At 66.5% G+C, this 19,160-nt stretch carries 17 protein-coding genes; 8 read left to right on the plus strand and 9 right to left on the minus strand.

Features of this window, described 5'->3' with window-relative positions:
* The first annotated feature begins 7 nt into the window (after positions 1-7).
* Positions 8-1,699: a methyl-accepting chemotaxis protein gene (locus tag ACQR10_RS24220; RefSeq protein WP_316218035.1), complete on the plus strand. Its 1,692-nt coding sequence runs from the start codon at positions 8-10 to the stop codon at positions 1,697-1,699.
* 331 nt (positions 1,700-2,030) lie between these two features.
* On the opposite strand, the gene ACQR10_RS24225 is transcribed toward ACQR10_RS24220, so the two are convergent.
* From ACQR10_RS24225 to minC, 4 genes are read right to left on the minus strand one after another with little or no spacing between them, the layout of a single operon-like run.
* Positions 2,031-2,804: a thioesterase family protein gene (locus ACQR10_RS24225; RefSeq protein WP_316181122.1), complete on the minus strand. Its 774-nt coding sequence runs from the start codon at positions 2,802-2,804 to the stop codon at positions 2,031-2,033.
* Positions 2,805-2,825: 21 nt separating this feature from the next.
* Positions 2,826-3,101, minus strand: a complete 276-nt coding sequence (minE, locus tag ACQR10_RS24230; protein ID WP_315716282.1) for a cell division topological specificity factor MinE — start codon at positions 3,099-3,101, stop codon at positions 2,826-2,828.
* On the minus strand, positions 3,098-3,913 hold the full coding sequence (gene minD / locus ACQR10_RS24235) for a septum site-determining protein MinD (protein ID WP_315804603.1): 816 nt from the start codon (positions 3,911-3,913) through the stop codon (positions 3,098-3,100). Before minD ends, minE begins: the two co-directional genes overlap by 4 nt.
* Before the next feature lie 20 nt (positions 3,914-3,933).
* Entirely contained in the window at positions 3,934-4,629 is a 696-nt protein-coding gene (gene minC, locus ACQR10_RS24240) for a septum site-determining protein MinC (RefSeq protein WP_316181120.1), read from the minus strand.
* Between the two features lie 519 nt (positions 4,630-5,148).
* On the opposite strand from minC, the gene ACQR10_RS24245 reads away from it, so the two are divergent.
* The 4 genes from ACQR10_RS24245 to ACQR10_RS24260 all read left to right on the plus strand — a co-directional run bounded on the left by ACQR10_RS24245 (position 5,149) and on the right by ACQR10_RS24260 (position 10,888).
* The gene (locus ACQR10_RS24245; RefSeq protein ID WP_315804605.1) at positions 5,149-5,787 is read left to right on the plus strand and encodes a hypothetical protein; all 639 of its coding nucleotides are present in this window, start codon (positions 5,149-5,151) and stop codon (positions 5,785-5,787) included.
* Positions 5,788-5,829: 42 nt separating this feature from the next.
* Positions 5,830-7,440, plus strand: a complete 1,611-nt coding sequence (locus ACQR10_RS24250; RefSeq protein ID WP_316218036.1) for an ABC transporter substrate-binding protein — start codon at positions 5,830-5,832, stop codon at positions 7,438-7,440.
* A 131-nt stretch (positions 7,441-7,571) separates the two neighbouring features.
* The gene (locus ACQR10_RS24255) at positions 7,572-9,104 is read left to right on the plus strand and encodes an ABC transporter substrate-binding protein (RefSeq protein WP_316218037.1); all 1,533 of its coding nucleotides are present in this window, start codon (positions 7,572-7,574) and stop codon (positions 9,102-9,104) included.
* A gap of 212 nt (positions 9,105-9,316) precedes the next feature.
* Positions 9,317-10,888 carry an ABC transporter substrate-binding protein gene (locus ACQR10_RS24260; RefSeq protein ID WP_316218038.1) on the plus strand — a complete coding sequence of 524 codons (1,572 nt, stop codon included), beginning with the start codon at positions 9,317-9,319 and terminating at the stop codon, positions 10,886-10,888.
* Between the two features lie 84 nt (positions 10,889-10,972).
* Here ACQR10_RS24260 and ACQR10_RS24265 read toward each other — a convergent pair whose 3' ends face one another.
* The 5 genes from ACQR10_RS24265 to ACQR10_RS24285 all read right to left on the minus strand — a co-directional run bounded on the left by ACQR10_RS24265 (position 10,973) and on the right by ACQR10_RS24285 (position 14,279).
* A complete protein-coding gene (locus ACQR10_RS24265; protein WP_316218039.1) occupies positions 10,973-11,941 on the minus strand; it encodes an NAD(P)H-dependent flavin oxidoreductase in 969 nt (322 codons plus the stop codon).
* 141 nt (positions 11,942-12,082) lie between these two features.
* Positions 12,083-12,724: a hypothetical protein gene (locus ACQR10_RS24270; RefSeq protein WP_434838046.1), complete on the minus strand. Its 642-nt coding sequence runs from the start codon at positions 12,722-12,724 to the stop codon at positions 12,083-12,085.
* Positions 12,724-13,305 carry a YqaA family protein gene (locus tag ACQR10_RS24275; protein WP_434838203.1) on the minus strand — a complete coding sequence of 194 codons (582 nt, stop codon included), beginning with the start codon at positions 13,303-13,305 and terminating at the stop codon, positions 12,724-12,726. The genes ACQR10_RS24270 and ACQR10_RS24275 overlap by 1 nt, the downstream gene beginning before the upstream one ends.
* Before the next feature lie 69 nt (positions 13,306-13,374).
* Positions 13,375-13,773: a phosphoribosyl-ATP diphosphatase gene (gene hisE / locus ACQR10_RS24280; protein WP_316181109.1), complete on the minus strand. Its 399-nt coding sequence runs from the start codon at positions 13,771-13,773 to the stop codon at positions 13,375-13,377.
* A 104-nt stretch (positions 13,774-13,877) separates the two neighbouring features.
* Positions 13,878-14,279: a hypothetical protein gene (locus ACQR10_RS24285; RefSeq protein ID WP_316181108.1), complete on the minus strand. Its 402-nt coding sequence runs from the start codon at positions 14,277-14,279 to the stop codon at positions 13,878-13,880.
* A 290-nt stretch (positions 14,280-14,569) separates the two neighbouring features.
* On the opposite strand from ACQR10_RS24285, the gene ACQR10_RS24290 reads away from it, so the two are divergent.
* The 3 genes from ACQR10_RS24290 (at position 14,570) to ACQR10_RS24300 (ending at position 19,094) form a co-directional block, all read left to right on the plus strand.
* Positions 14,570-15,625 (plus strand): ABC transporter substrate-binding protein, encoded by a 1,056-nt coding sequence (locus tag ACQR10_RS24290; RefSeq protein ID WP_316181107.1) that lies wholly within the window; start codon positions 14,570-14,572, stop codon positions 15,623-15,625.
* 86 nt (positions 15,626-15,711) lie between these two features.
* Positions 15,712-17,502, plus strand: a complete 1,791-nt coding sequence (locus tag ACQR10_RS24295) for a glucan ABC transporter ATP-binding protein/ permease (protein WP_315804614.1) — start codon at positions 15,712-15,714, stop codon at positions 17,500-17,502.
* A 173-nt stretch (positions 17,503-17,675) separates the two neighbouring features.
* Positions 17,676-19,094, plus strand: a complete 1,419-nt coding sequence (locus ACQR10_RS24300; RefSeq protein WP_434912097.1) for a serine hydrolase — start codon at positions 17,676-17,678, stop codon at positions 19,092-19,094.
* Positions 19,095-19,160: the final 66 nt, after the last annotated feature.

Below are 19,160 nucleotides of genomic sequence, written 5' to 3' on the forward strand. Positions count from 1 at the left end.
GTCGCAGATGCCGTCGTTTTCCAACCTGTCCATTCGCAACAAGGTCCTGCTGGCGTTCGGCATCGTGCTGATCACGGCGATGGGGCTCGGCGGCTTCTCGATCGATCGTCTCGGTAGCGTGAACGGCTCGGCTGCGGAAGTGCGCGACAACTGGCTGCCGGCGACCGGATGGCTCGGAACCATCTCCAAATCGATCGAGCAATATCGTGCCCGGCAGGGTCAGTTCCTGCTGGCGACCACGGCCGACGAAAAGGCAATCCAGGAACGGCAGATCGCCGAAAGCCTCGAGCTGTTCGACAAGGCCTGGCGCCTCTACGAGCCGACGGTGACGACGTCGGAGGAGAAGGCGCTGGTGGCTGCGTTCAAGACGCCGTGGACCGCCTATCTCGACGACAGCAAGCAGTTGCTCGAACTGTCACGCAAGAACCAGGTCGACGCCGCAACCGCGTTCTTCATGGGCAAGCTGCGCGACGACTTCGTGCTGGCCCGCAAGGCGCTGGAACAGGACCTCGCCTGGAACGTCGAGCAGGGCAAGAAGGAAGCCGACAAGGGCGCCGCGGTCTATCTGTCCTCGCGCGCCTGGATTCTGGGTGTGATCGCACTGGCGGCGCTGCTGTGCATCGCGATGGGCTACCTGATCGTGGCCGGCGTGTCGCGCCCGATCACGGCGATGACGGAGGCGATGCGCCGGCTCGCCGGCGGCGACATGGCGGCGCCGATTCCCGGCACCGACCGCAAGGACGAGATCGGCAACATGGCGGGCGCCGTGCTGGTGTTCAAGAACAACGCCATCGAGACCGAGAAACTGCGCGCCGAGCAGGCGGAGGCCGAGAAGCTCGCCGTCGAGCGGCGCAAGCGCGACATGCATGACCTGGCCAACAGCTTCGAGAGCGCGGTCGGAGAGATCATCAACACGGTCTCCTCGGCCTCGACCGAGCTCGAAGCGTCGGCCACGACGCTGACCTCGACCGCCGAACGCACACAGCAGCGCACCACCACCGTCGCGGCCGCATCCGAGCAGGCGACCGCCAACGTGCAGTCGGTCGCATCCGCCACGGAGGAGCTGAGCTCGTCGGTCACCGAGATCAGCCGGCAGGTGCAGGAATCCGCGCGGATGGCCAACGAGGCCGTCGACCAGGCGCGCAAGACCAACGACCGCGTCGGCGAGTTGTCCAAGGCCGCAGCGCGCATCGGCGACGTCGTCGAGCTGATCAACACCATTGCCGGGCAGACCAACCTGCTCGCGCTCAATGCCACCATCGAGGCGGCGCGCGCCGGCGAAGCCGGCCGCGGCTTCGCCGTGGTCGCCTCCGAGGTCAAGGCGCTGGCCGAGCAGACCGCCAAGGCGACCGGCGAAATCGGCCAGCAGATCTCCGGCATCCAGGCGGCGACCCAGGAGTCGGTCGGCGCGATCAGGGAGATCAGCGGCACCATCGAACGGCTGTCCGAGATTTCCTCGACCATCGCCGCGGCGGTCGAGGAGCAGGGCGCCGCGACGCAGGAGATCTCGCGCAACATCCAGCAGGCGGCACAGGGCACGCACGAAGTGTCGTCCAACATCACCGAGGTGCAGCATGGCGCCAGCGAAACCGGCTCGGCCTCGTCCCAGGTGCTGTCGGCGGCGCAGTCGCTGTCGCAGGACAGCAACCGGCTGAAGCTGGAGGTCGGGCGCTTCCTCGGCACGGTGCGCGCGGCATGAGAGCGAGATCATTCGTGGTCGGACTCGTTCAGTCGCAACAACGGCAGTGCGTTCCCTCTCCCGCTTGCGGGGGAGGGCTAGGGAGGGGGCCGCTCCAGCGGCGGTGTGCGTGGCGCCCCCTCTCCAACACTCCCCCGCGAGCGGGGGAGAGGGCGCAGCGGAGCTTGGCGCAGGGTTGATTGGTTCACCCGTAACGAAGCAAGCAACCGCCGATCACCGGCGCAACCTCATGACACCTCGCCGCGGCGCGCCGTTGGAAGCGAAGCAGCACTGGTGCGGTGATCAGTTCGCCAACCCGCTATGAACGAGATACGGACGGCGGACCGCCCCCTCACCGCTTCTCGATCACCAGGCTCTGCACCACGCGGCCGAAATAGCCTCTCGCATCACCCAATCGCGCCATCGCCAGCCCGGCGCCGTCCGGGCCGATCCAGCTTTCGGCGTCCAGCAGGATCCAGTCGCCGACCGGCTCGCGGGCCATGTTCACGGTGAGGTCGGCATTGAGGAACGTGTAGCTGTGGAAGTCGAGCGCGGCCGAGGTGCCGTTGCAGAAGTCGCTCGCGACCACGGCGCGCATCGCCTGCGATACGGCATGGCCTTCGACGAGCGGCCAGTCGACGCGGTACCAGATCGCGCCCGGTCCCTTGACGCCGAAGCGGCCGCGCGCGGCGCGGAGCGTCATGCCGCGCACGAAGGGGCTGGTCGAGAAATCAGCCGGCTCCGGCAGCGCCTCGTCGGGGCCGACCAGATCGACCGGCAGCTCGCCGACATCGTCCGGCAGCGGCACCGCATCCTGCCTGATCTTGAGCACGGTCGCCGTGACGACCACCGTGTCGCCGGCGCGCAAGCGCACGGCGCAGAGCTGGATCTTGCGCCCCTCGCGCAGCACCTCGGTCTCGATGAGGAGCTCTGCGAGCGGCACCGGGCGCATCAGGTCGATGGTGACGCGGGCGATGCGCATCGGCGACTTCGTGGGAATGCGCTCGGCCGCCCACACGGCCAGCGCCGATGGCGCAGACCCATGTTGCATGGTCGGATCCCATGGTCCCGCAGCATCGGAGCTGACGGCAACCCGATTGTCCGCGATGCGGAAGATCGGCCGCATCAGCGCGCGCCTCGCCACGTCTCAGCCGGCGCTGGCAAAGGCGCGGTCGGCGCCATTGGGCAGTTCGATGTCGACCTCGAGCGTCGAGACATGCTTTCCCCGGTCCATGCGAACGATGACCTTGTCCGGATCAAGTACCACATGGCGCGAAACCACGGCGAGGATTTCCTCGCGCAGCTGCATCAGGAGATCGGGCTGGCCGCGCAGGCTGCGCTCATGCGCGAGCAGGATCTGCAGCCGCTCCCGCGCGACGGGCGCGGAGGCCGCACGCCCCGTAAAGAGCCGCAGCACACTCATGCAGCCCTCCGTCCCAGGAGCAGGTTCATCAGGCCCTTGCGCTCGGTCGGGATCTGCATCTCGACCTCCTCGCCGAGCAGGCGGCGCATTGCATCGTGATAGGCGCGCGCCGGCGCGCTGGCCGGGCTGTTGAGCGTCACCGGGCAGCCGACATTGGAGGCGCGCAGCACGTCCTGGCTCTCCGGCACGATGCCGAGCAGCGGCGTCGCCAGGATCTCCAGCACGTCGTCGATCGACAGCATCTCGCCGCGCGCGGCACGGCCCGCATCGTAGCGGGTGATGAGGATGTGCTTCTCGACGCGCTCGCCGTTCTCGGCGCGCACGGTCTTGGAATCGAGCATGCCGATGATGCGGTCGGAATCGCGCACCGACGACACTTCGGGATTGGTGACGATGAGGGCCTCATCGGCGTAGCGCATCGCGAGCATCGCGCCGCGCTCGATGCCGGCGGGGCTGTCGCAGATCACCCAGTCGAATGTCTTGCGCAGCTCGGTGATGACGCGGCCGACGCCGTCCTCGGTCAGCGCGTCCTTGTCCTTGGTCTGCGAGGCCGGCAGCAGCCACAGATTCTCCAGCCGCTTGTCGCGGATCAGGGCCTGCGGCAGCTTGGCGACGCCATGCACCACGTTGATGAGATCGAACACGACGCGGCGCTCCGCGCCCATCACCAGGTCGAGGTTGCGCAGGCCGACGTCGAAATCGACGACGACGACCTTCTCGCCGGCCTGCGCCAGCGCCGCGCCCATCGCCGCCGTCGTGGTGGTCTTGCCGACGCCACCCTTGCCCGACGTCACTACGAGTACTTTCGACATGTCACGAATCCTCCTGCTACTCAGTTCAATGCAACGATCTTCATGGAATGACCTTCGAGCCGCGCCTGCACGGCCCGGCCGCGCAACGCGGCGTCGATCTGCTCGGCGGTCTGGTAGTAGCCGTCGATCGCAACCAGCTCGGCCTCGATCTTCTGGCAGTAGATGCGCGCCGCCGCGTTGCCGTTGATACCGGCCATCGCGCGGCCGCGCAGCGCGCCGTAGACGTGGATCGAGCCGCCGGCGACGATCTCGGCGCCCGACGACACCGCGCCGAGCACGGTGACGTCGCCATCGGGAAACACGATCGACTGGCCCGAGCGTACGGGCTGGTCGAGCAGCAGCGAGGTCGGCTGCTGCAGCTGTGGCTTCTCCGGCTCGATCTCCTGCACGGCGCAGTGACGGCCGCCGGACAACAAGGGCGGCATGCCGAGCGACAGCCGCCCCTGCTCGACGCCTTCGAGCCCGAGCACGCGGATGTTGCGCGACTCGATGCTCTTGATGAGATGGGTGATGGCGAGCGGGCTCAGATCCAGCGCCGAGAGATCGAGCACGATCGGCTTGCCGACGAAGAAGCCGGGCGAGCCCGCGAGCGTTGCATCGAGCTCAGCCAGCCAATCGGCAATCGGCACAACCGGCGAAAACACGAAGGCGACGTAGGAGCGCCCGCGCAGACGAATAACAGGACGCACCGTTTCAGCGCTGGCACTCATGACCATCCGACCCAACCCTTCTTAGTGATTGGTTAACTGTCGGCGCCAGATGGTTAACGGATGGTTAAATCGACGCTAAGCCGCTCAAAAATCGACAGCGGCCCGCCCGACATAGTTCGATGATGATCGAATCAAGGCGCAATGTTGGCATCAATGAGACGCAATTCATGAGCATCTGCGTCAAGACCTGTCATGCCTCATTTTAATCACATCATGATGATAACTTTAACGTACATATAATTCGGAACCGACGGCTTTAGGAAGTTCCGATCGATTGACACTCGTCAGGGGGCGGGGCATGGGATCGATAGAGGCGCCCAAGGCACGGCAAACGTGCCACGGCGCCTTGCAGGAAGGGACTGCTGGCGTGCGATCGCTGATCGACGCGAAACGTCTGATTCTGCAAATGATTCCGTGTGATCTGAAGTGGCAGAACCGCTCCCGCTCTTCGTTTGAAACTAGCTCTCATACGACCGTGGCAGAAGCGTATCAGTTTACCGGAATCGAGCGTCAGAGGAGTAGCGTATGAGTTCGTTGAGTGAACAGAATCCGATGAACCCGCAGGACCCGCTGCACTATGCACCGCGGTGGCTGCGCGAACGTCCGGAAGCCGCGCGTCTATCTCTCGTCGGTGACAATGCCAAGGCAGCGGAGGCGGCCGAGCGTCCCGCTTCGGGACAGCAAGGACCGCTCGATGCTCGCCTGGAGACCGCCGTGTTCGAATCCCTTCGCCAATCGCTGAATCCCCAGGTCATGCGCGAGCCGCCGGATCTGGAGCGCGAGCGCGACCGCCGCTCGGTCGTGTTCAAGGTGGCCGGCCGCTTCGCCGCCGCAACCGGCGTCGCCGCCGTCGTCGCACTGTTCTTCGTCAACATCGTGCCGGTGTGGCGCCAGCCCGACGCGAGCTCGTCCTTCGTCGCCGCCGTGCAGTCGATGAAGACGCTGCCGCCGGTCGCCGCCGACGTGCAGGACGCCAAGGCGGACCAGACCAGCGCGCTGCCGGAGCGGGTCGAGGCTCAGGCCGCCCCGGCGCTGTCGCAGTTCAAGTCGCTGCTCGCGGACGCTCCGGAGCCCGCGGCAGATTCCGACAATCCCGAAAAGCCGATGCTGCAGCAGTTCATGCAGTGGAACCAGAAGACGGGTCAGATGGAGCGGGTTCGCTAACCCTCTACGACTGATCCAGCTTCCAACACTTCACAGGCGACGATGATCGACGTCCTACCGCAGAAAGCGGCAGCACGCCGTCCGCTGGCTCACGCCCGTGTGGCAGCCATCCTGCTTGCGTCCCTCGTGGCCGGCGAGGCCGTTGCCGCGCCCGGCGAGAGTGTGAGCGTGGCGCGCCAGCTCGGCAGCCGCGTCGGCCCGATCATTGGCGCAGCACTCGCGTGCCGCGACATCGCCCGGCCGCGCATCCAGGCCATCATCGAGAAATTCCAGCTCGTCATCCGCGAGGCCGCGTCCAGCGAGGCCGACCGTGACGAGCTGACGCGCCTGCTCGACCGCTATGTGGCCGAAGGCCGCAGCCTCGTCACGTCAGGCCGGATGGATTGCGGCGGCGCCGACCGGCAGCTTGCCGATCTCGAACGATCCATCGCAGCGCCGCCTCCGGCGCGCGCGAACCTGCCTGCCGTGAGCATCGGACCTGCGACGGCGCAGGCCGCGACCGTCCCGGCGCAACTGCTGCCGCCGGCCGGCAACGTGCGCGGGGTGACGCAGAGCGAGATCAAGCTCGGCATGGTCATTCCCTACAGCGGACCGGTGAAGGAGAGCGGGCGACTGCTCAAGATCGGCGTCGAGACGGCGTTCAATCGCGCCAACGAGGCCGGCGGCGTCAACGGCCGCATGCTCAAGCTCGTCACCGCCGATGACGGCTACGATCCCGCGCGCACGCTGGATGCGATGAAGCAGCTCTACGAGAGGGAGCAGGTGTTCGGCTATATCTGCAATTTCGGCTCGGCCACCGCCGCGGTCGCCATCCCCTACGCGCTCGAGCGCCGCACGCTGTTCTTCGCGCCCTATACCGGCGCCAACGTCGTGCGCCACGATCCGCCCGACCGCTACGTCTTCAACTACCGGCCGAGCTATGCCGAGGAGACCGACGCGCTGGTCCATTATCTCGTGAAGATGCGAAGGCTGCATCCGCGCCAGATCGTCGTGTTCGCGCAGAACGACGCCTTCGGCGACGCGGGCTTCGCCGGCGTGGCAAAGGCATTCCGAACGCTCGGGGTGAGCGACAATTCGATCGTCCGGGTCAACTATCCGCGCAACACGGTCGAGGTCGACGACGCCATCAATCAGCTGAAGCTGCTGAAGACCCCGGTCAAGGCGGTGGTGATGCTGGCAACGACGCGTGCCGCAGCCAAGTTCATCGAGAAGGCCCAGGGCGTATTTCCGGGCGTCATCTTCGCCAACATCTCGGCGGTTGCCGGCTCGGCGCTCGCCAGCGAGCTGATGCTGCTCGGACCGCGCTACGCCGAGGGCGTGATCGTCAGCCAGACCGTGCCCGGCGTCTCCGGCTATTCGAGCCTGGTGCTCGAATACAAGACCGCACTTGCGAAATATGCCCCGGGCGAGCCGGCCGACTACACCTCGCTCGAGGGCTACATCGCGGCGAGCATCCTGATCGAGGGACTGAAGCGCGCCGGTCCGAACTTCGATACCGAGCAACTGGTCGAAACGCTCGAGAACATGCGCAACGTCGATCTCGGCCTCGGCACGCAGCTCGGCTTCGGCCGCGCCGAACACCAAGCTTCGCACAAGATCTGGGGCACGGCGCTTGACAACAGCGGCACCTACCAACCCGTCGAACTTGAATAGGATACCGCTGGAGGCGCGACGGCCTCGACTACCACGACAAAAGAGCGACAGAGAAACCCGACATTAATTCGAAATGCCACGAATAGTAGAACGAAGAGGGTTTGAAACAGGCTGAGCAGGTGGAAGGTTCGATGGCCGTGCGTTGGTCCACGTTGATCATCGGGAGTGTTTTCGCAGCTCCCTTCAGCCCCGCTCTGGCGGCGGCTCCCGACGTCGTCAGGGAGCTCGGCAGCCGGGTTGGGCCGATCGTGGGACAGGCCTCCGCCTGCCCGGACATCGCGCAGGGCCGCGTCCAGGGCATGGTCGACAAATTCCGCGAAGCCATCCGCCAGGCGACGAGGAATGACGGCGAGCGCGATCAGCTGACCCGCAGCTTCAATGGCTACATCGCCGAGGGCCGTAGTCGTACGGGCGCCTCGCAGGCGACCTGCGCGGCCGCGGAGCGGCAACTGACGGAGCTCGAACGCTCGCTCGGCGAGCCGGCTGCGGCGACGGCCCCGATCACACCGGTCAAGGCCGAAACGACGACCGGCGCCGTCACCGCCGGCCCCGTGCGCGGCATCACCGACCGCGAGATCCGCTTCGGCATGGTCCTGCCGTTCTCCGGCATCCGCAAGGAGACCGGGCGTCAGATGCGCCAGGGCATCGAGGCCGCGTTCGCACGCACCAACGATGCCGGCGGCGTCAACGGGCGCATGCTCCGCCTCGTGGCAGCGGACGACGGCTACGATCCGAACCGCACGCTGGCGGCGATGACGCAGCTCTACGACAAGGAGCAGGTGTTCGGCTTCATCGGCAACGTCGGCACTGCCAACTCGCAGGTGGCGATCCCCTATGCACTGGAGCGGCGCACGCTGTTCTTCGCCCCTAACACCGGCGCGGCGGTGGTGCGCCGCGATCCGCCGGATCGCTACGTCTTCAACTATCGGGCGAGCTACGCGGAGGAGACCGCCGCGCTGGTGCGCTACCTGATCAAGATGAAGCGCGTCTCGCCCAAGCAGATCGCCGTGTTCACCCAGCAGGACCCATTCGGCGACGACGGTTTCGCCGGCGTCGCCAAGGCCTACCGACAGTTGAACATCGGCGATACCGTGACGCGCATCAACTATCCGCGCGCGACGATGGACGTGGAAGAGGCGGTCAATCAGGTCAAGGCGCACAAGCCGGGACTCAAGGCGATCATCATGGTGGCGACCGATCGCGCCGCCGCGAAGTTCATCGAGAAGACGCGCGACGCGGTGCCGGGCCTGATCTACGCCAACGTGTCCGCCGTCGGCTCGACCTCGCTCGCGACCGAGCTCAAGCTGCTCGGCCCGCGCTTCACCAACGGCGTCATCGTGACGCAGGGCGTGCCGGCGGTTTCCGGGTACTCGAGCCTCGTGCTCGACTACAAGAACGCCCTGGCCAAATACGCGCCCGGCGAGGCGCCGGACTACACGTCTCTCGAAGGCTATATCGCGGCGACGATTCTGATCCAGGCGCTGAAGCAGACCAATCCGCTCGACACCGAGCGCCTGGTCGACACGCTCGAATCGATGCGCAGCCTCGATCTCGGCCTCGGCACGACGCTCGCATTTGGACGCGCGGAGCACCAGGCCTCACACAAGATCTGGGGCACCGCGCTCGACGAAACCGGCACGTATCAGGCAATCGAACTTGAGTAGAATTAGCTTCGAAGGGGAAGAACTGGTGAAGACGTTTCGTTAGCAGGTCCTAAAGTATGATCGGAAAAAGGCGTGTCGGGTTACCGAAATGGTCATGCTCTTAGGAAAGGCTGGTCTGTGCATGGTGACGGTCTTATGTCTTCTCCGTCGCAGACACGGCGTCAATTCACCAGGCGGAAGACCTGGATGGGGTCCAAAGTGGGATAGTGGCAATGAACTTTCGTTGTAGCGTGTTCTTGGTTGCGGCATTGCTCGCAACGCCCGCCAGCGCGGCGGGCACCAATGCGGATGTGGTGCGTAATCTTGCGAGCCGGGTCGGGCCGATCGTGGGAGCAGCATCCGCCTGTCAGGCGATCGACCAGGGCCGCGTTCAGGCCATTGTCGACAAGTTTCGGGAGGTGATCCGGGAGGCCTCCACCGGCGGCTCGGATCGTGACGAGCTCACCCGCGTCTTCAACGGCTACGTCGCCGATGGACGCAACCGCGTCGGGGCGGCTCAGACCGACTGTAACTCCGCGGGCCGCCAGCTCGCCGAGCTCGAGCGCTCGCTCGGGCAAAGCGCGCCGAGCCAGACCGCCACCAGCCTCGCCGGGGTGATCGCCCCGTCCGCGGCTGTCGCTGCGACGGCACCGACCGCGACGCTGCCGCCGGCGTCCACCACCAACGTCCAGGGCGTCACCGCCAACGAGATCCGCTTCGGCATCGCCGCTCCGTTCTCGGGCGCTGCCAAGGAGCTCGGCCGGCAGATGAAGATGGGCATCGAGGCCGCCTTCAACCGCGCCAACGACGCCGGCGGCATCGCCGGGCGCTCGCTGCGGCTCTATTCGGCCGACGACGGCTACGAGCCGTCGCGGACGCTGGACGCGATGAAGCAGCTCTACGAGAAGGACAAGGTGTTCGGCTTCGTCGGCAATGTCGGCACGCCGACCTCTGCGGTGGCGATGCCTTACGCCCTGCAGCGTCGCGTGCTGTTCTACGGCGCGTTCACCGGCGCCAACCTGCTGCGCAACGATCCGCCGGATCGCTACGTGTTCAACTACCGCGCCAGCTACGCGGAAGAGACCGACACCGTGGTGCGCTACCTCGTCAAGCTCCGCCGCCTGCCGGCCAAGGACATTGCCGTGTTCGCGCAGCAGGACGCCTATGGTGATGCCGGCTTCTCCGGCGTGGCCAAGGCCTTCCGCTCGCTCGGTCTCGCCGACACGTCCATCTTGCGCCTCAACTACAAGCGCAACACGGTCGACGTCGACGACGCGGTCAACCAGCTGAGGGCGTTGAAGAACCCGCCCAAGGCGATCGTCATGGTGGCAACCTATCGCGCCGCCGCGAAGTTCATCGAGAAGACGCGCGATCTGTTCCCGCACATGATCTACACCAACGTCTCCTTCGTGGGTTCGACCGAGCTCTCCGACGAGCTGATGCTGCTCGGCCCGCGCTATGCCAGCGGCGTGATCGTCACCCAGGTGGTGCCGGCCGTCGGCGGCTATTCGAGCGCCGTGCTCGAATACAAGAGCGCGCTGGAGAAGTACTTCCCGGGCGAGGCGCCGTCCTACGTGTCGTTCGAGGGCTACGTCTCGGCCAACGTGCTGATCCAGGCGCTGCGCCGGGTCGGCCCGCAGCTCGACACCGAGGCGCTGATCGACACGCTGGAGAACATGCGCGACATCGATCTCGGTCTCGGCGCCAAGCTCGGCTTCGGCCGCGCCGAGCACCAGGCCTCGCACAAGATCTGGGGCACCGCGCTGGACGAGCGCGGCAAGTTCCAGGCGATCGAGCTGGAGTAGCTCGCCCGCTCTGTTGCGGCCTCGACAAAAAAAAGCGCGACAGCCCTGGCTGCCGCGCTTTTCTTCTGTCCGGCGCGAAGCCGCTCAGAGCGGCGGATCGATCGCTTCGTCATATTCCTTCTTGAAGCGCGCAATCAGCTCGGCGGCGGGCAGCACGTCCTTGATGGCGCCGATGCCCTGCCCCGATCCCCAGATCTCCTTCCAGGCCTTCGGCTTGGCGCGCTCGCCCGAGGTATCGGTGCCGAAGCTCATTTTCGACGGATCGGAGGTCGGGAGGTTGTCCGGATCGAGGCCGGCGGCGACGATCGACGGCTTCAGGTAGTTGCCGTGCACGCCGGTGAACAGGTTCGAATAGACGATGTCGTCGGCGCCGGACTTGGTGATCATGTCCTTGTAGCTTTCGACGGCGTTCGCCTCCTTGGTGGCGATGAAGGCCGAGCCGATATAGGCGAAGTCGGCGCCGAGGACGCGCGCGGCGCGGATGGCGCGGCCGTTCGCGATCGCGCCGGACAGCGCGATGGGGCCGTCGAACCAGCTCCGGGTCTCCGCCACGAAGGCAAACGGCGAGATCGTGCCGGCATGGCCACCGGCGCCGGCCGCGACCAGGATCAGGCCGTCGGCGCCCTTTTCGATCGCCTTGTGGGCGAAGAACTGATTGATGACGTCGTGGAAGACGATGCCGCCCCAGGCATGCGCCGCCTGGTTCAGCTCCTCGCGCGCGCCGAGCGAGGTGATCATCATCGGCACCTTGTACTTCTCGCACAGCGCGAGATCCTGCTCGAGCCGGTTGTTGGAACGATGCACGATCTGGTTGACGGCGAACGGCGCCGACGGGCGTTCCGGATGCGCCCGGTCATAGGCGGCGAGCTCTTCCGTGATGCGCGCCAGCCATTCGTCGAGCAGCGCGGCCGGCCGCGCGTTCAGCGCCGGAAACGAACCGACCACGCCGGCCTTGCACTGCGCGATCACCAGGTCGGGCACGGAGATGATGAACAGCGGCGAGCCGATCACCGGGATCGACAGGCGGCCCTTGAACAAGGCGGGCATGGACATGGATGGGAATTCCTCGTTGTGAAATGCGGAGACGCTCGTGATCGCGAGCATGCCCGACATCAAGCCGTGATGGCAATTCGCCCGCAGAGGGACCGGAAAAGCCCGATCACGGTCTTGCGTTGAGGCGCTGGCATGCAGGCGTCATTGGCAGAGCGCCGAGGTGACGAAGGTATCTGTGCGGCAGTCGCCCGGCTTGCGCTGCCGGCCCGGGATCAGCACCCTGGCCGAGCAGGTCTCCGCCGAGTCGGTGTTGAGGCTCTTGCCGTCCTTGTAGCCCTTGCCCTGGCACAGCCGGTCGGCGCCGAGCTTGCAATCCGGTGTGCCGTTGGTGGCAATCGGGCAGACCGAGCGGCCGGTGATCATGCTCGAGGGCTTGGCGAGGCGCGACAAGGTCTCGCCGGTCTCCTTCAGCACGTCTTTGGTGTCGGCGCCGCCCTTCGGCGCGACCGGGCCAGTGGGCTGCACCGGGGTCGCGGCGGGCGGATCCGCGGCAGCGCCGGTGGGATCGCTGCCGGCCGCCGGCGGCTCGGCGCGGGCATCGCCCGAAGGTTTCAGCGGAATGATCGACATCTTCTCGAACAGCTTGCCAAGCTCCTCCACCAGACCCGGATTGGAGGGCGGCGCAGGCTGGACGGCAGGCGCCTGCTGCGGTGGCTGTTGCGGCGCTTCTCGCAGCCCCAAGGAAGGCGTCGTTTGCGCCCATGCCGCGACGGCAGAGAGAACCGAGACGACGACCAGAAGCGCCGCCCCCGCCGCCCCCTGCCCCGGGCGCAACGGGCGCATCAGATCAGCTTCACGGCAATGACGAAGCCGGCCACCAGCACGGCCGCGCCGATCGCCACCCACAGGCCGAGATGTTTCTCGATGCGCACCCTGATCCATTCGCCATAGCGGTTGAGCAATATCGCGGCGATGAAGAAGCGGCCGCCGCGCGCGATGATCGAGCAGACGATGAACAGAAACAGATTATAGCCGGCGAAGCCCGACGTGATCGTGACCAGCTTGTAGGGGATCGGCGTCAATCCCTTCAGCAGGATGATGACGGCGCCCCACTCGGCATAGGACGCCCGGAACGCCTCGACCTTGTCGCCGAGGCCGTAGAGCTGGATCAGCCAATGGCCGAGGGAGTCGTAGAGCAGCGCGCCGATGGCATAACCGACCAGGCCGCCCGCCACCGAGGCCGCGGTGCAGACGCCGGCGAACAGCCAGGCCCGCTGCGGCTTCGCCAGCGACATCGGGATCAGCATCACATCCGGCGGCACCGGAAAGAACGAGCTTTCAGCGAAGGCGACCGCGGCCATGATCCACATGGCATGCGGCTTGTGGGCGGCGTCGATACACCAGTCGTAGATCCGTCTGAGCATGGTGGCGATGAAGCAAACCGGGCAGGATTTGTCCATGGCCCATATGCCGGTCCGAATCGGACCGCCACACTAGTGCCGCTTGCGGATCGTCCGGTCGGCCGCGACGATCGGTCGCCCCGCCACCCGTCCGGGCGCGGCCTTGGCGACCTTCGCGGGCGATTTCGGCAGCTTCTCGGCGATGCCGAGCATCAGCTCGCGCCGTTCCATCTCGCGCCAGACGTCCTCGGGCTGGACATCGAGCTCGGCCCACAGCACGGCCAGATTGTAGATCAGGTCGGCGCTTTCGCGCACCACGGCCTGGGCGTCGCCGCCGACGGCATCGATCGCGACCTCGATCGCCTCTTCGGCGAGCTTCTTGGCCATCTTGGCCGTGCCCTGCTGCATCAGCTTGGCCGTGCGCGATCGCGCGGGGTCGAGATCCCTGGCCGCCAGGACAGCGCGATAGAGCCGATCGATCGAATCAGTCATCTCGCCACACTAGTTAAAATCGATGGCCCGCATATTAACGTTCGCAGCAGGCAAGAAAAAATCCGCCGGCACGGGGCCGGCGGATCGTCTCATCCGATCTCACATCACCAATGCGGGTGATGATGATAGCCGCCACCGTAATAGGGGCCGCCGCCGTAATACTGATAGCGCGGCCCGTAGCCGTAATAGGCCGGCCGGCCATAGTAATAGTTGTCCTCGTAGTAGGAACGGCGGTTCTGCGCCGCCGCGATGGCGAGGCCGGTGCCGACGATGCCGGCAAAGGCAGCCGCAGCCGCCGCACCGCCATTGCCGCGATAGTGGCGCCGGCGCGCGCTGACATCGGTCAGGCCGCCATCATTGGCCGTCTTGGCGACGACGCCCTTCTCGGCCGGCGCGGAGCCGGCAAAGGCGAGTGTCGGCTGCACGGCCGTCAAAGTCACCGCGGCCACCGTCGCCAGGACGGTAGCACGGCCAAAGCGGGAAAAACTTCCGCGCTGTGCGATCATGTGTTTTCTCCGTACGATCCAATCTCGCGTATCAACTCGCGAACTGCGCCCACAGTTCCCCTCGCGAAACCCGGAGTCGAAGCCGCAAATCGCCGCAGGCCTTGCTCATGGACCATTCACATTCGATCCGACATGATCAGGCACCGCCTGCCCCGAGCGGGCAGCGAGACAGCGACGTTGTCACGAAATTGACATGACGATCCCGCGGCTCGATCCCGCGACGGCCGGCGAACTGATTAGAATACCGGCGTGACAAGACCGGTACGGCCTGCGAATACCGGCGTGACATGATGCGCATGCGACGATCCCTCACCCTGCTTGCTTTGGCGTTCCTCGCCGTCGTCGTCGTGCCCTCATGCCTGTCGCGACAGGAAGCTGCGGCGGAGGAGCCGAAACGTCCGGTCGCCGTCATGTTCGCGCTGGATCGGCCGCTCGATGGCAGCATGGCGCCACTGGTCCTCGCCGCCAGCCGCGGGCTGTTTGCCACCGAAAGCGTGACGGTCACCATCACCACGGCCAAGGGCTCTCCCGATGCGATCGCGCGGGTCGCTTCCGGCGAGGCCGACATGGCGCTCGCCGACATCAACGAGCTGATCCGCTATCGCGACGCGTCGAACAGCCAGCCGGTCAAGGCCGTGTTCGTGCTGTTCAACAGGGCGCCTTACGCGATCATCGCGCGCAGGAGTCGCGGCATCAACGGGCTCGGCGACATCGAAGGCAAAACGCTCGGCGTCGCCGAGGGCGACCTCTCGATCCGGCTGTGGCCGGCGGTCGTGAGGCACAACCACCTCAGGCCCGAGACCATCAAGCTGTCGCGCGTCGGCGCGGCCGTGCGCGAGCCGATCCTGTCGGCCGGCCAGGTCGATGCCGTCAGCGGCTTCTCGTATCTCTCGGCGATCAATCTGCGCGACCGCGGGGTGCCCGCCGCCGATCTCGCGGTGCTGCGCTTCGCTGATTATGGCTGCGAGGCCTATGGCCATGCGGTGATCGTCAATCCCGGCTTTGCGGCCAAGCAGCCGGCTGCCGTGAAGGGCTTCCTGCGCGCGCTGACGTCGGGCCTCCAGCTTGCCATCAAGGACCCTGCCGGCGCGATCGCCGACGTGGTGGGCCGGATGGATGACGGCTCCCGCGAGCTCGAGCTGCAGCGGCTGCAGAGCGTGCTCGTCGACAACGTGCTGACGCCGGACGTCCGACGCGATGGCATCGGCGGCATCGATCCCGCCCGGTTCGAGCGGGCCCTCGACCAACTCGCCGAGGACGGCAAATTCCACCACAAGCGTCCGCAACCCGCCGACATCTTCGACGACAGCTTCCTGCCGCCCGCCGACAGCCGGCTGGTCAACTGAGCGCTCGCCGCGGCGGCCGTTCCCTTGCTAACATGGCGCCGCGCGCCCAGCGCTGATTCCAACTGCCGACACGAAGCGCCCCGCCCATGTCCCTGCTCCGCATCTATGCCCGCGTGCTCCATCTGCTCGGAAAGGAGGCGCGGCTCGGCTGGTTTCTCGCGATCGCCAACCTGGCGCTGGCGGTGGCGCAGTTCGCCGAGCCGGTGCTGTTCGGACGCATTGTCGACTCGCTCTCGGGCAACGCCTCGACCAGCACCGCCTGGCCGCTGCTCGCGGCCTGGGCCGGATTCGGGCTGTTCACGATACTGGCCAGCGCCTGGGTCGCGCTGCAGGCCGACCGGCTGGCGCACCGGCAGCGCCATGCGGTGCTGACGAGCTATTTCGAGCACATCTTGCAGCTACCGCTGACGTTCCATTCCGGCACCCATTCCGGCCGGCTGATGAAGGTGATGATCAACGGCACCGACGCGCTGTGGAAGCTGTGGCTGTCGTTCTTCCGCGAGCACTTCGCCGCGATCATGTCGGTGCTGGTGCTGCTGCCGCTGTCGCTCTATCTGAACTGGCGGCTCGCGATCCTCTTGTTCGTGCTGTGCGTGGTGTTCACCGTGCTGACGACCCTGGTCGTGCGCAAGACCTACGGCATGCAGAGCGAGGTCGAGGAGCATTACAGCGACCTGTCGGCGCGTGCCTCCGACGCGCTCGGCAACGTCGCGCTGGTGCAGAGCTTCGTGCGCATCGATGCCGAGGTGCAGGGCCTGCGCACCGTGGCCGGACAATTGCTGTCGGTGCAGATGCCGGTGCTCGGCTGGTGGGCGCTGGTGACGGTCATCACGCGTGCCTCGACCACCATCACCGTGCTCGCGATCTTCACGCTGGGCATCGCCCTGCATCAGGCCGGGCTGACGTCCGTGGGCGAGATCGTGATGTTCGTGTCGTTCGCGACCATGCTGATCCAGAAGCTCGAGCAGGTCGTTTCCTTCATCAACAACGTGTTCATGGAGGCGCCACGGCTGGCCGAGTTCTTCACCGTGCTCGATGCGGTGCCGGCCGTGCGCGACCGCCCCGACGCGATCGAGGTCGGCCGGCTCTCGGGCCTGGTCGAATTCAACGACGTCTCGTTCTCCTATGACGGCAAGCGTCCGGCGGTGGAGGACCTCACCTTCACCGCGCTGCCCGGCCAGACCATCGCGCTGGTCGGACCGACCGGCGCCGGCAAGTCGACCGCGATTGCACTCTTGCATCGCGCCTTCGATCCGCAATCCGGCTTCATCAGGATCGACGGCATGGACGTCCGCGGATTGAAGCTCGCGGCACTGCGCAGGAACATCGGCGTCGTGTTCCAGGAGGCGCTGCTGTTCAATCGCTCGATCCGCGAGAACCTTTTGGTCGGCAAGCCGGACGCGACCGACGAGGAGCTGCGCACCGCCGCCGCGCGCGCCCAGGCGCTCGATTTCATCGATCGTGCCGACCAGGGCTTCGATACCAACGCCGGCGAGCGCGGCCGCATGCTGTCCGGTGGCGAGCGCCAGCGGCTCTCGATCGCGCGTGCCCTCCTGAAGGATCCTCCGATCCTGATTCTCGACGAGGCGACCTCCGCGCTCGATGCCGTCACCGAGGCCAAGCTCAACGCGGCGCTCGACGAGGTGATGAAGGGACGCACGACCTTCGTGATCGCACACCGGCTCTCGACGATTCGCAATGCGACGCGAATCCTGGTGTTCGAGAACGGGCGCGTGATCGAAAGCGGAACGTTCGATGAACTCGTTGCCAAGGGCGGCCATTTCGCGGAACTCGCGAAGGCCCAGTTCATGGTGCAGGAGAACGCACGCGCGTCGCTTGTCGCGCCGGACAGCGACGGCACCACCGTCAAGGCCTGATCGCGGGACGCTTTCATCGTGGAATTGAATGGCTGGGCTCTGTTCGCCAGCGTCGAGCCGGTATAGGTTCGCGACCTGCCGCAACCGAAGCGGCACCGGACACGCTTGAAACCCGAAAGCCCGTTTGCCCACCTCGCTGCGCGAGGCGGGTCTCAAAGGACCGGATCTGACCAGTGCAGACGCTTCGCCTGTTGTTCCGCTATTCCCCGCTTCAGATCATCGTTCTCGCTGCCGCTCTCGTGCTCGCGCCGCGCTGGGCCCATGCCGAGGCGCTGCTGCTCGTCGAAGCCGACACCGGCAAGGTGCTGGAAGCGCAGAACGCGACCTATCCCTGGTACCCAGCATCAGTCACCAAGCTGATGACCGCCTATGTCACCTTGAAGGCGGTCAAGGAGGGCAGGATCACGCTCGACACGCTGTTCACGGTCTCGCCGACCGCGGCTTCGCAGTCGCCGTCGAAGATGGGCTACCGGCCGGGCACGCAGCTCACCGTCGACAACGCGCTCAAGATGATGCTGGTGAAGTCCGCCAACGACATGGCGGTGGTGCTCGCCGAGGGCGTCGGCGGCTCCATCGACGGCTTCTCGGCGATGATGAACGACACCGCCCGCAAGCTCGGCATGACGCAGACCAGCTACGTCAATCCGAACGGACTGCCTGCCGACGGCCAGATCACCTCGGCGCGTGATCTCGCGATCCTGGCGCGCGCCATCATCCGCGATCTTCCCGAGTACGAATACTTCGTCCACATCCCGTCGATCCGCTACGGCCGCCGCGTGGTGCAGAACTTCAACAAGCTGATCGGGCGCTATCCCGGCGCCGACGGTTTCAAGACCGGTTTCATCTGCGCCTCGGGCTACAATCTGGTGGCGTCGGCGACCCGCAACGGCAAGCGCCTGATCGCGGTGGTGCTCGGCGCCTCCTCGGGACAGATGCGCGCCGTGCGCGCGATCCAGATGCTCGACCGCGGCTTCAACGGCAACCAGCTGAGCTGGCTGAAGTCGCCGCTGGGCACGGTCGATCAGTTGGCCCCGGTCGACGCGACGCCGCCCAACCTGCGCGACGACATGTGCAACGGCCGCCGCCACCGGCCGGCCAGCGATGAGGACGAGGACACCGTTGCCGGTGCGGACGGCGAAGCGACCGGCGGCACCCTGCTCGCCGGCCTGCAGGCGCCGTCCATGAAGCCGTCCGAACTGCTGGCGGCGGCCCCCGCTCCGTCCGAGCCGGTCGTGGTCTACACCGGCCCGACGCGCACCGGCGCGGCGCTGATCGCCGCCGTCGCCGCCGATGCCGACGCGCAGACCCCGGCCAGGCACCGCGGCAAGAAGGCGCACGCCGCCGCCCGCAAGGATGCCAAGCCGGCGACCCGGACCGCCGCCAAGACCGATGTGGATGCGAAGGCCGCGGCCAAGCCGTCGGATGCCAAGCCGTCGAACGCCAAGCCGGGCGCGGCACGCCACGTCGCCGCCAAGCACGAAGCCGGCGGAAAACCGGCGGAAAAAACCGGCTCCGACGCGCCCAAGCCCACCAAGCCCAAGGCCGCCGCAAAGCCGAAGACGGACGGCAAGCCCGCGCCGAAGGACGGCTGATCCCGCGCGGCGCATACGGACGCAGCCAGCAACTGGCGCGGGCCCTCGGCCCGGACTGCCTGTACC

This window comes from Bradyrhizobium sp. HKCCYLRH2060 (assembly GCF_051168135.1).
Lineage (GTDB): Bacteria > Pseudomonadota > Alphaproteobacteria > Rhizobiales > Xanthobacteraceae > Bradyrhizobium.

Coding starts and splice junctions, on each gene's coding strand:
- ACQR10_RS24245 (WP_315804605.1), top strand. CDS start 5,149: ATGAGTTCGTTGAGTGAACAGAATCCGATGAACCCGCAGGACCCGCTG.
- ACQR10_RS24270 (WP_434838046.1), bottom strand. CDS start 12,724: ATGCGCCCGTTGCGCCCGGGGCAGGGGGCGGCGGGGGCGGCGCTTCTG.
- ACQR10_RS24260 (WP_316218038.1), top strand. CDS start 9,317: ATGAACTTTCGTTGTAGCGTGTTCTTGGTTGCGGCATTGCTCGCAACG.
- ACQR10_RS24250 (WP_316218036.1), top strand. CDS start 5,830: ATGATCGACGTCCTACCGCAGAAAGCGGCAGCACGCCGTCCGCTGGCT.
- minD (WP_315804603.1), bottom strand. CDS start 3,913: ATGTCGAAAGTACTCGTAGTGACGTCGGGCAAGGGTGGCGTCGGCAAG.
- ACQR10_RS24220 (WP_316218035.1), top strand. CDS start 8: ATGCCGTCGTTTTCCAACCTGTCCATTCGCAACAAGGTCCTGCTGGCG.
- minC (WP_316181120.1), bottom strand. CDS start 4,629: ATGGTCATGAGTGCCAGCGCTGAAACGGTGCGTCCTGTTATTCGTCTG.
- ACQR10_RS24275 (WP_434838203.1), bottom strand. CDS start 13,305: ATGCTCAGACGGATCTACGACTGGTGTATCGACGCCGCCCACAAGCCG.
- ACQR10_RS24295 (WP_315804614.1), top strand. CDS start 15,712: ATGTCCCTGCTCCGCATCTATGCCCGCGTGCTCCATCTGCTCGGAAAG.
- minE (WP_315716282.1), bottom strand. CDS start 3,101: ATGAGTGTGCTGCGGCTCTTTACGGGGCGTGCGGCCTCCGCGCCCGTC.
- hisE (WP_316181109.1), bottom strand. CDS start 13,773: ATGACTGATTCGATCGATCGGCTCTATCGCGCTGTCCTGGCGGCCAGG.
- ACQR10_RS24225 (WP_316181122.1), bottom strand. CDS start 2,804: ATGCGGCCGATCTTCCGCATCGCGGACAATCGGGTTGCCGTCAGCTCC.
- ACQR10_RS24265 (WP_316218039.1), bottom strand. CDS start 11,941: ATGTCCATGCCCGCCTTGTTCAAGGGCCGCCTGTCGATCCCGGTGATC.
- ACQR10_RS24290 (WP_316181107.1), top strand. CDS start 14,570: ATGCGCATGCGACGATCCCTCACCCTGCTTGCTTTGGCGTTCCTCGCC.
- ACQR10_RS24255 (WP_316218037.1), top strand. CDS start 7,572: ATGGCCGTGCGTTGGTCCACGTTGATCATCGGGAGTGTTTTCGCAGCT.
- ACQR10_RS24285 (WP_316181108.1), bottom strand. CDS start 14,279: ATGATCGCACAGCGCGGAAGTTTTTCCCGCTTTGGCCGTGCTACCGTC.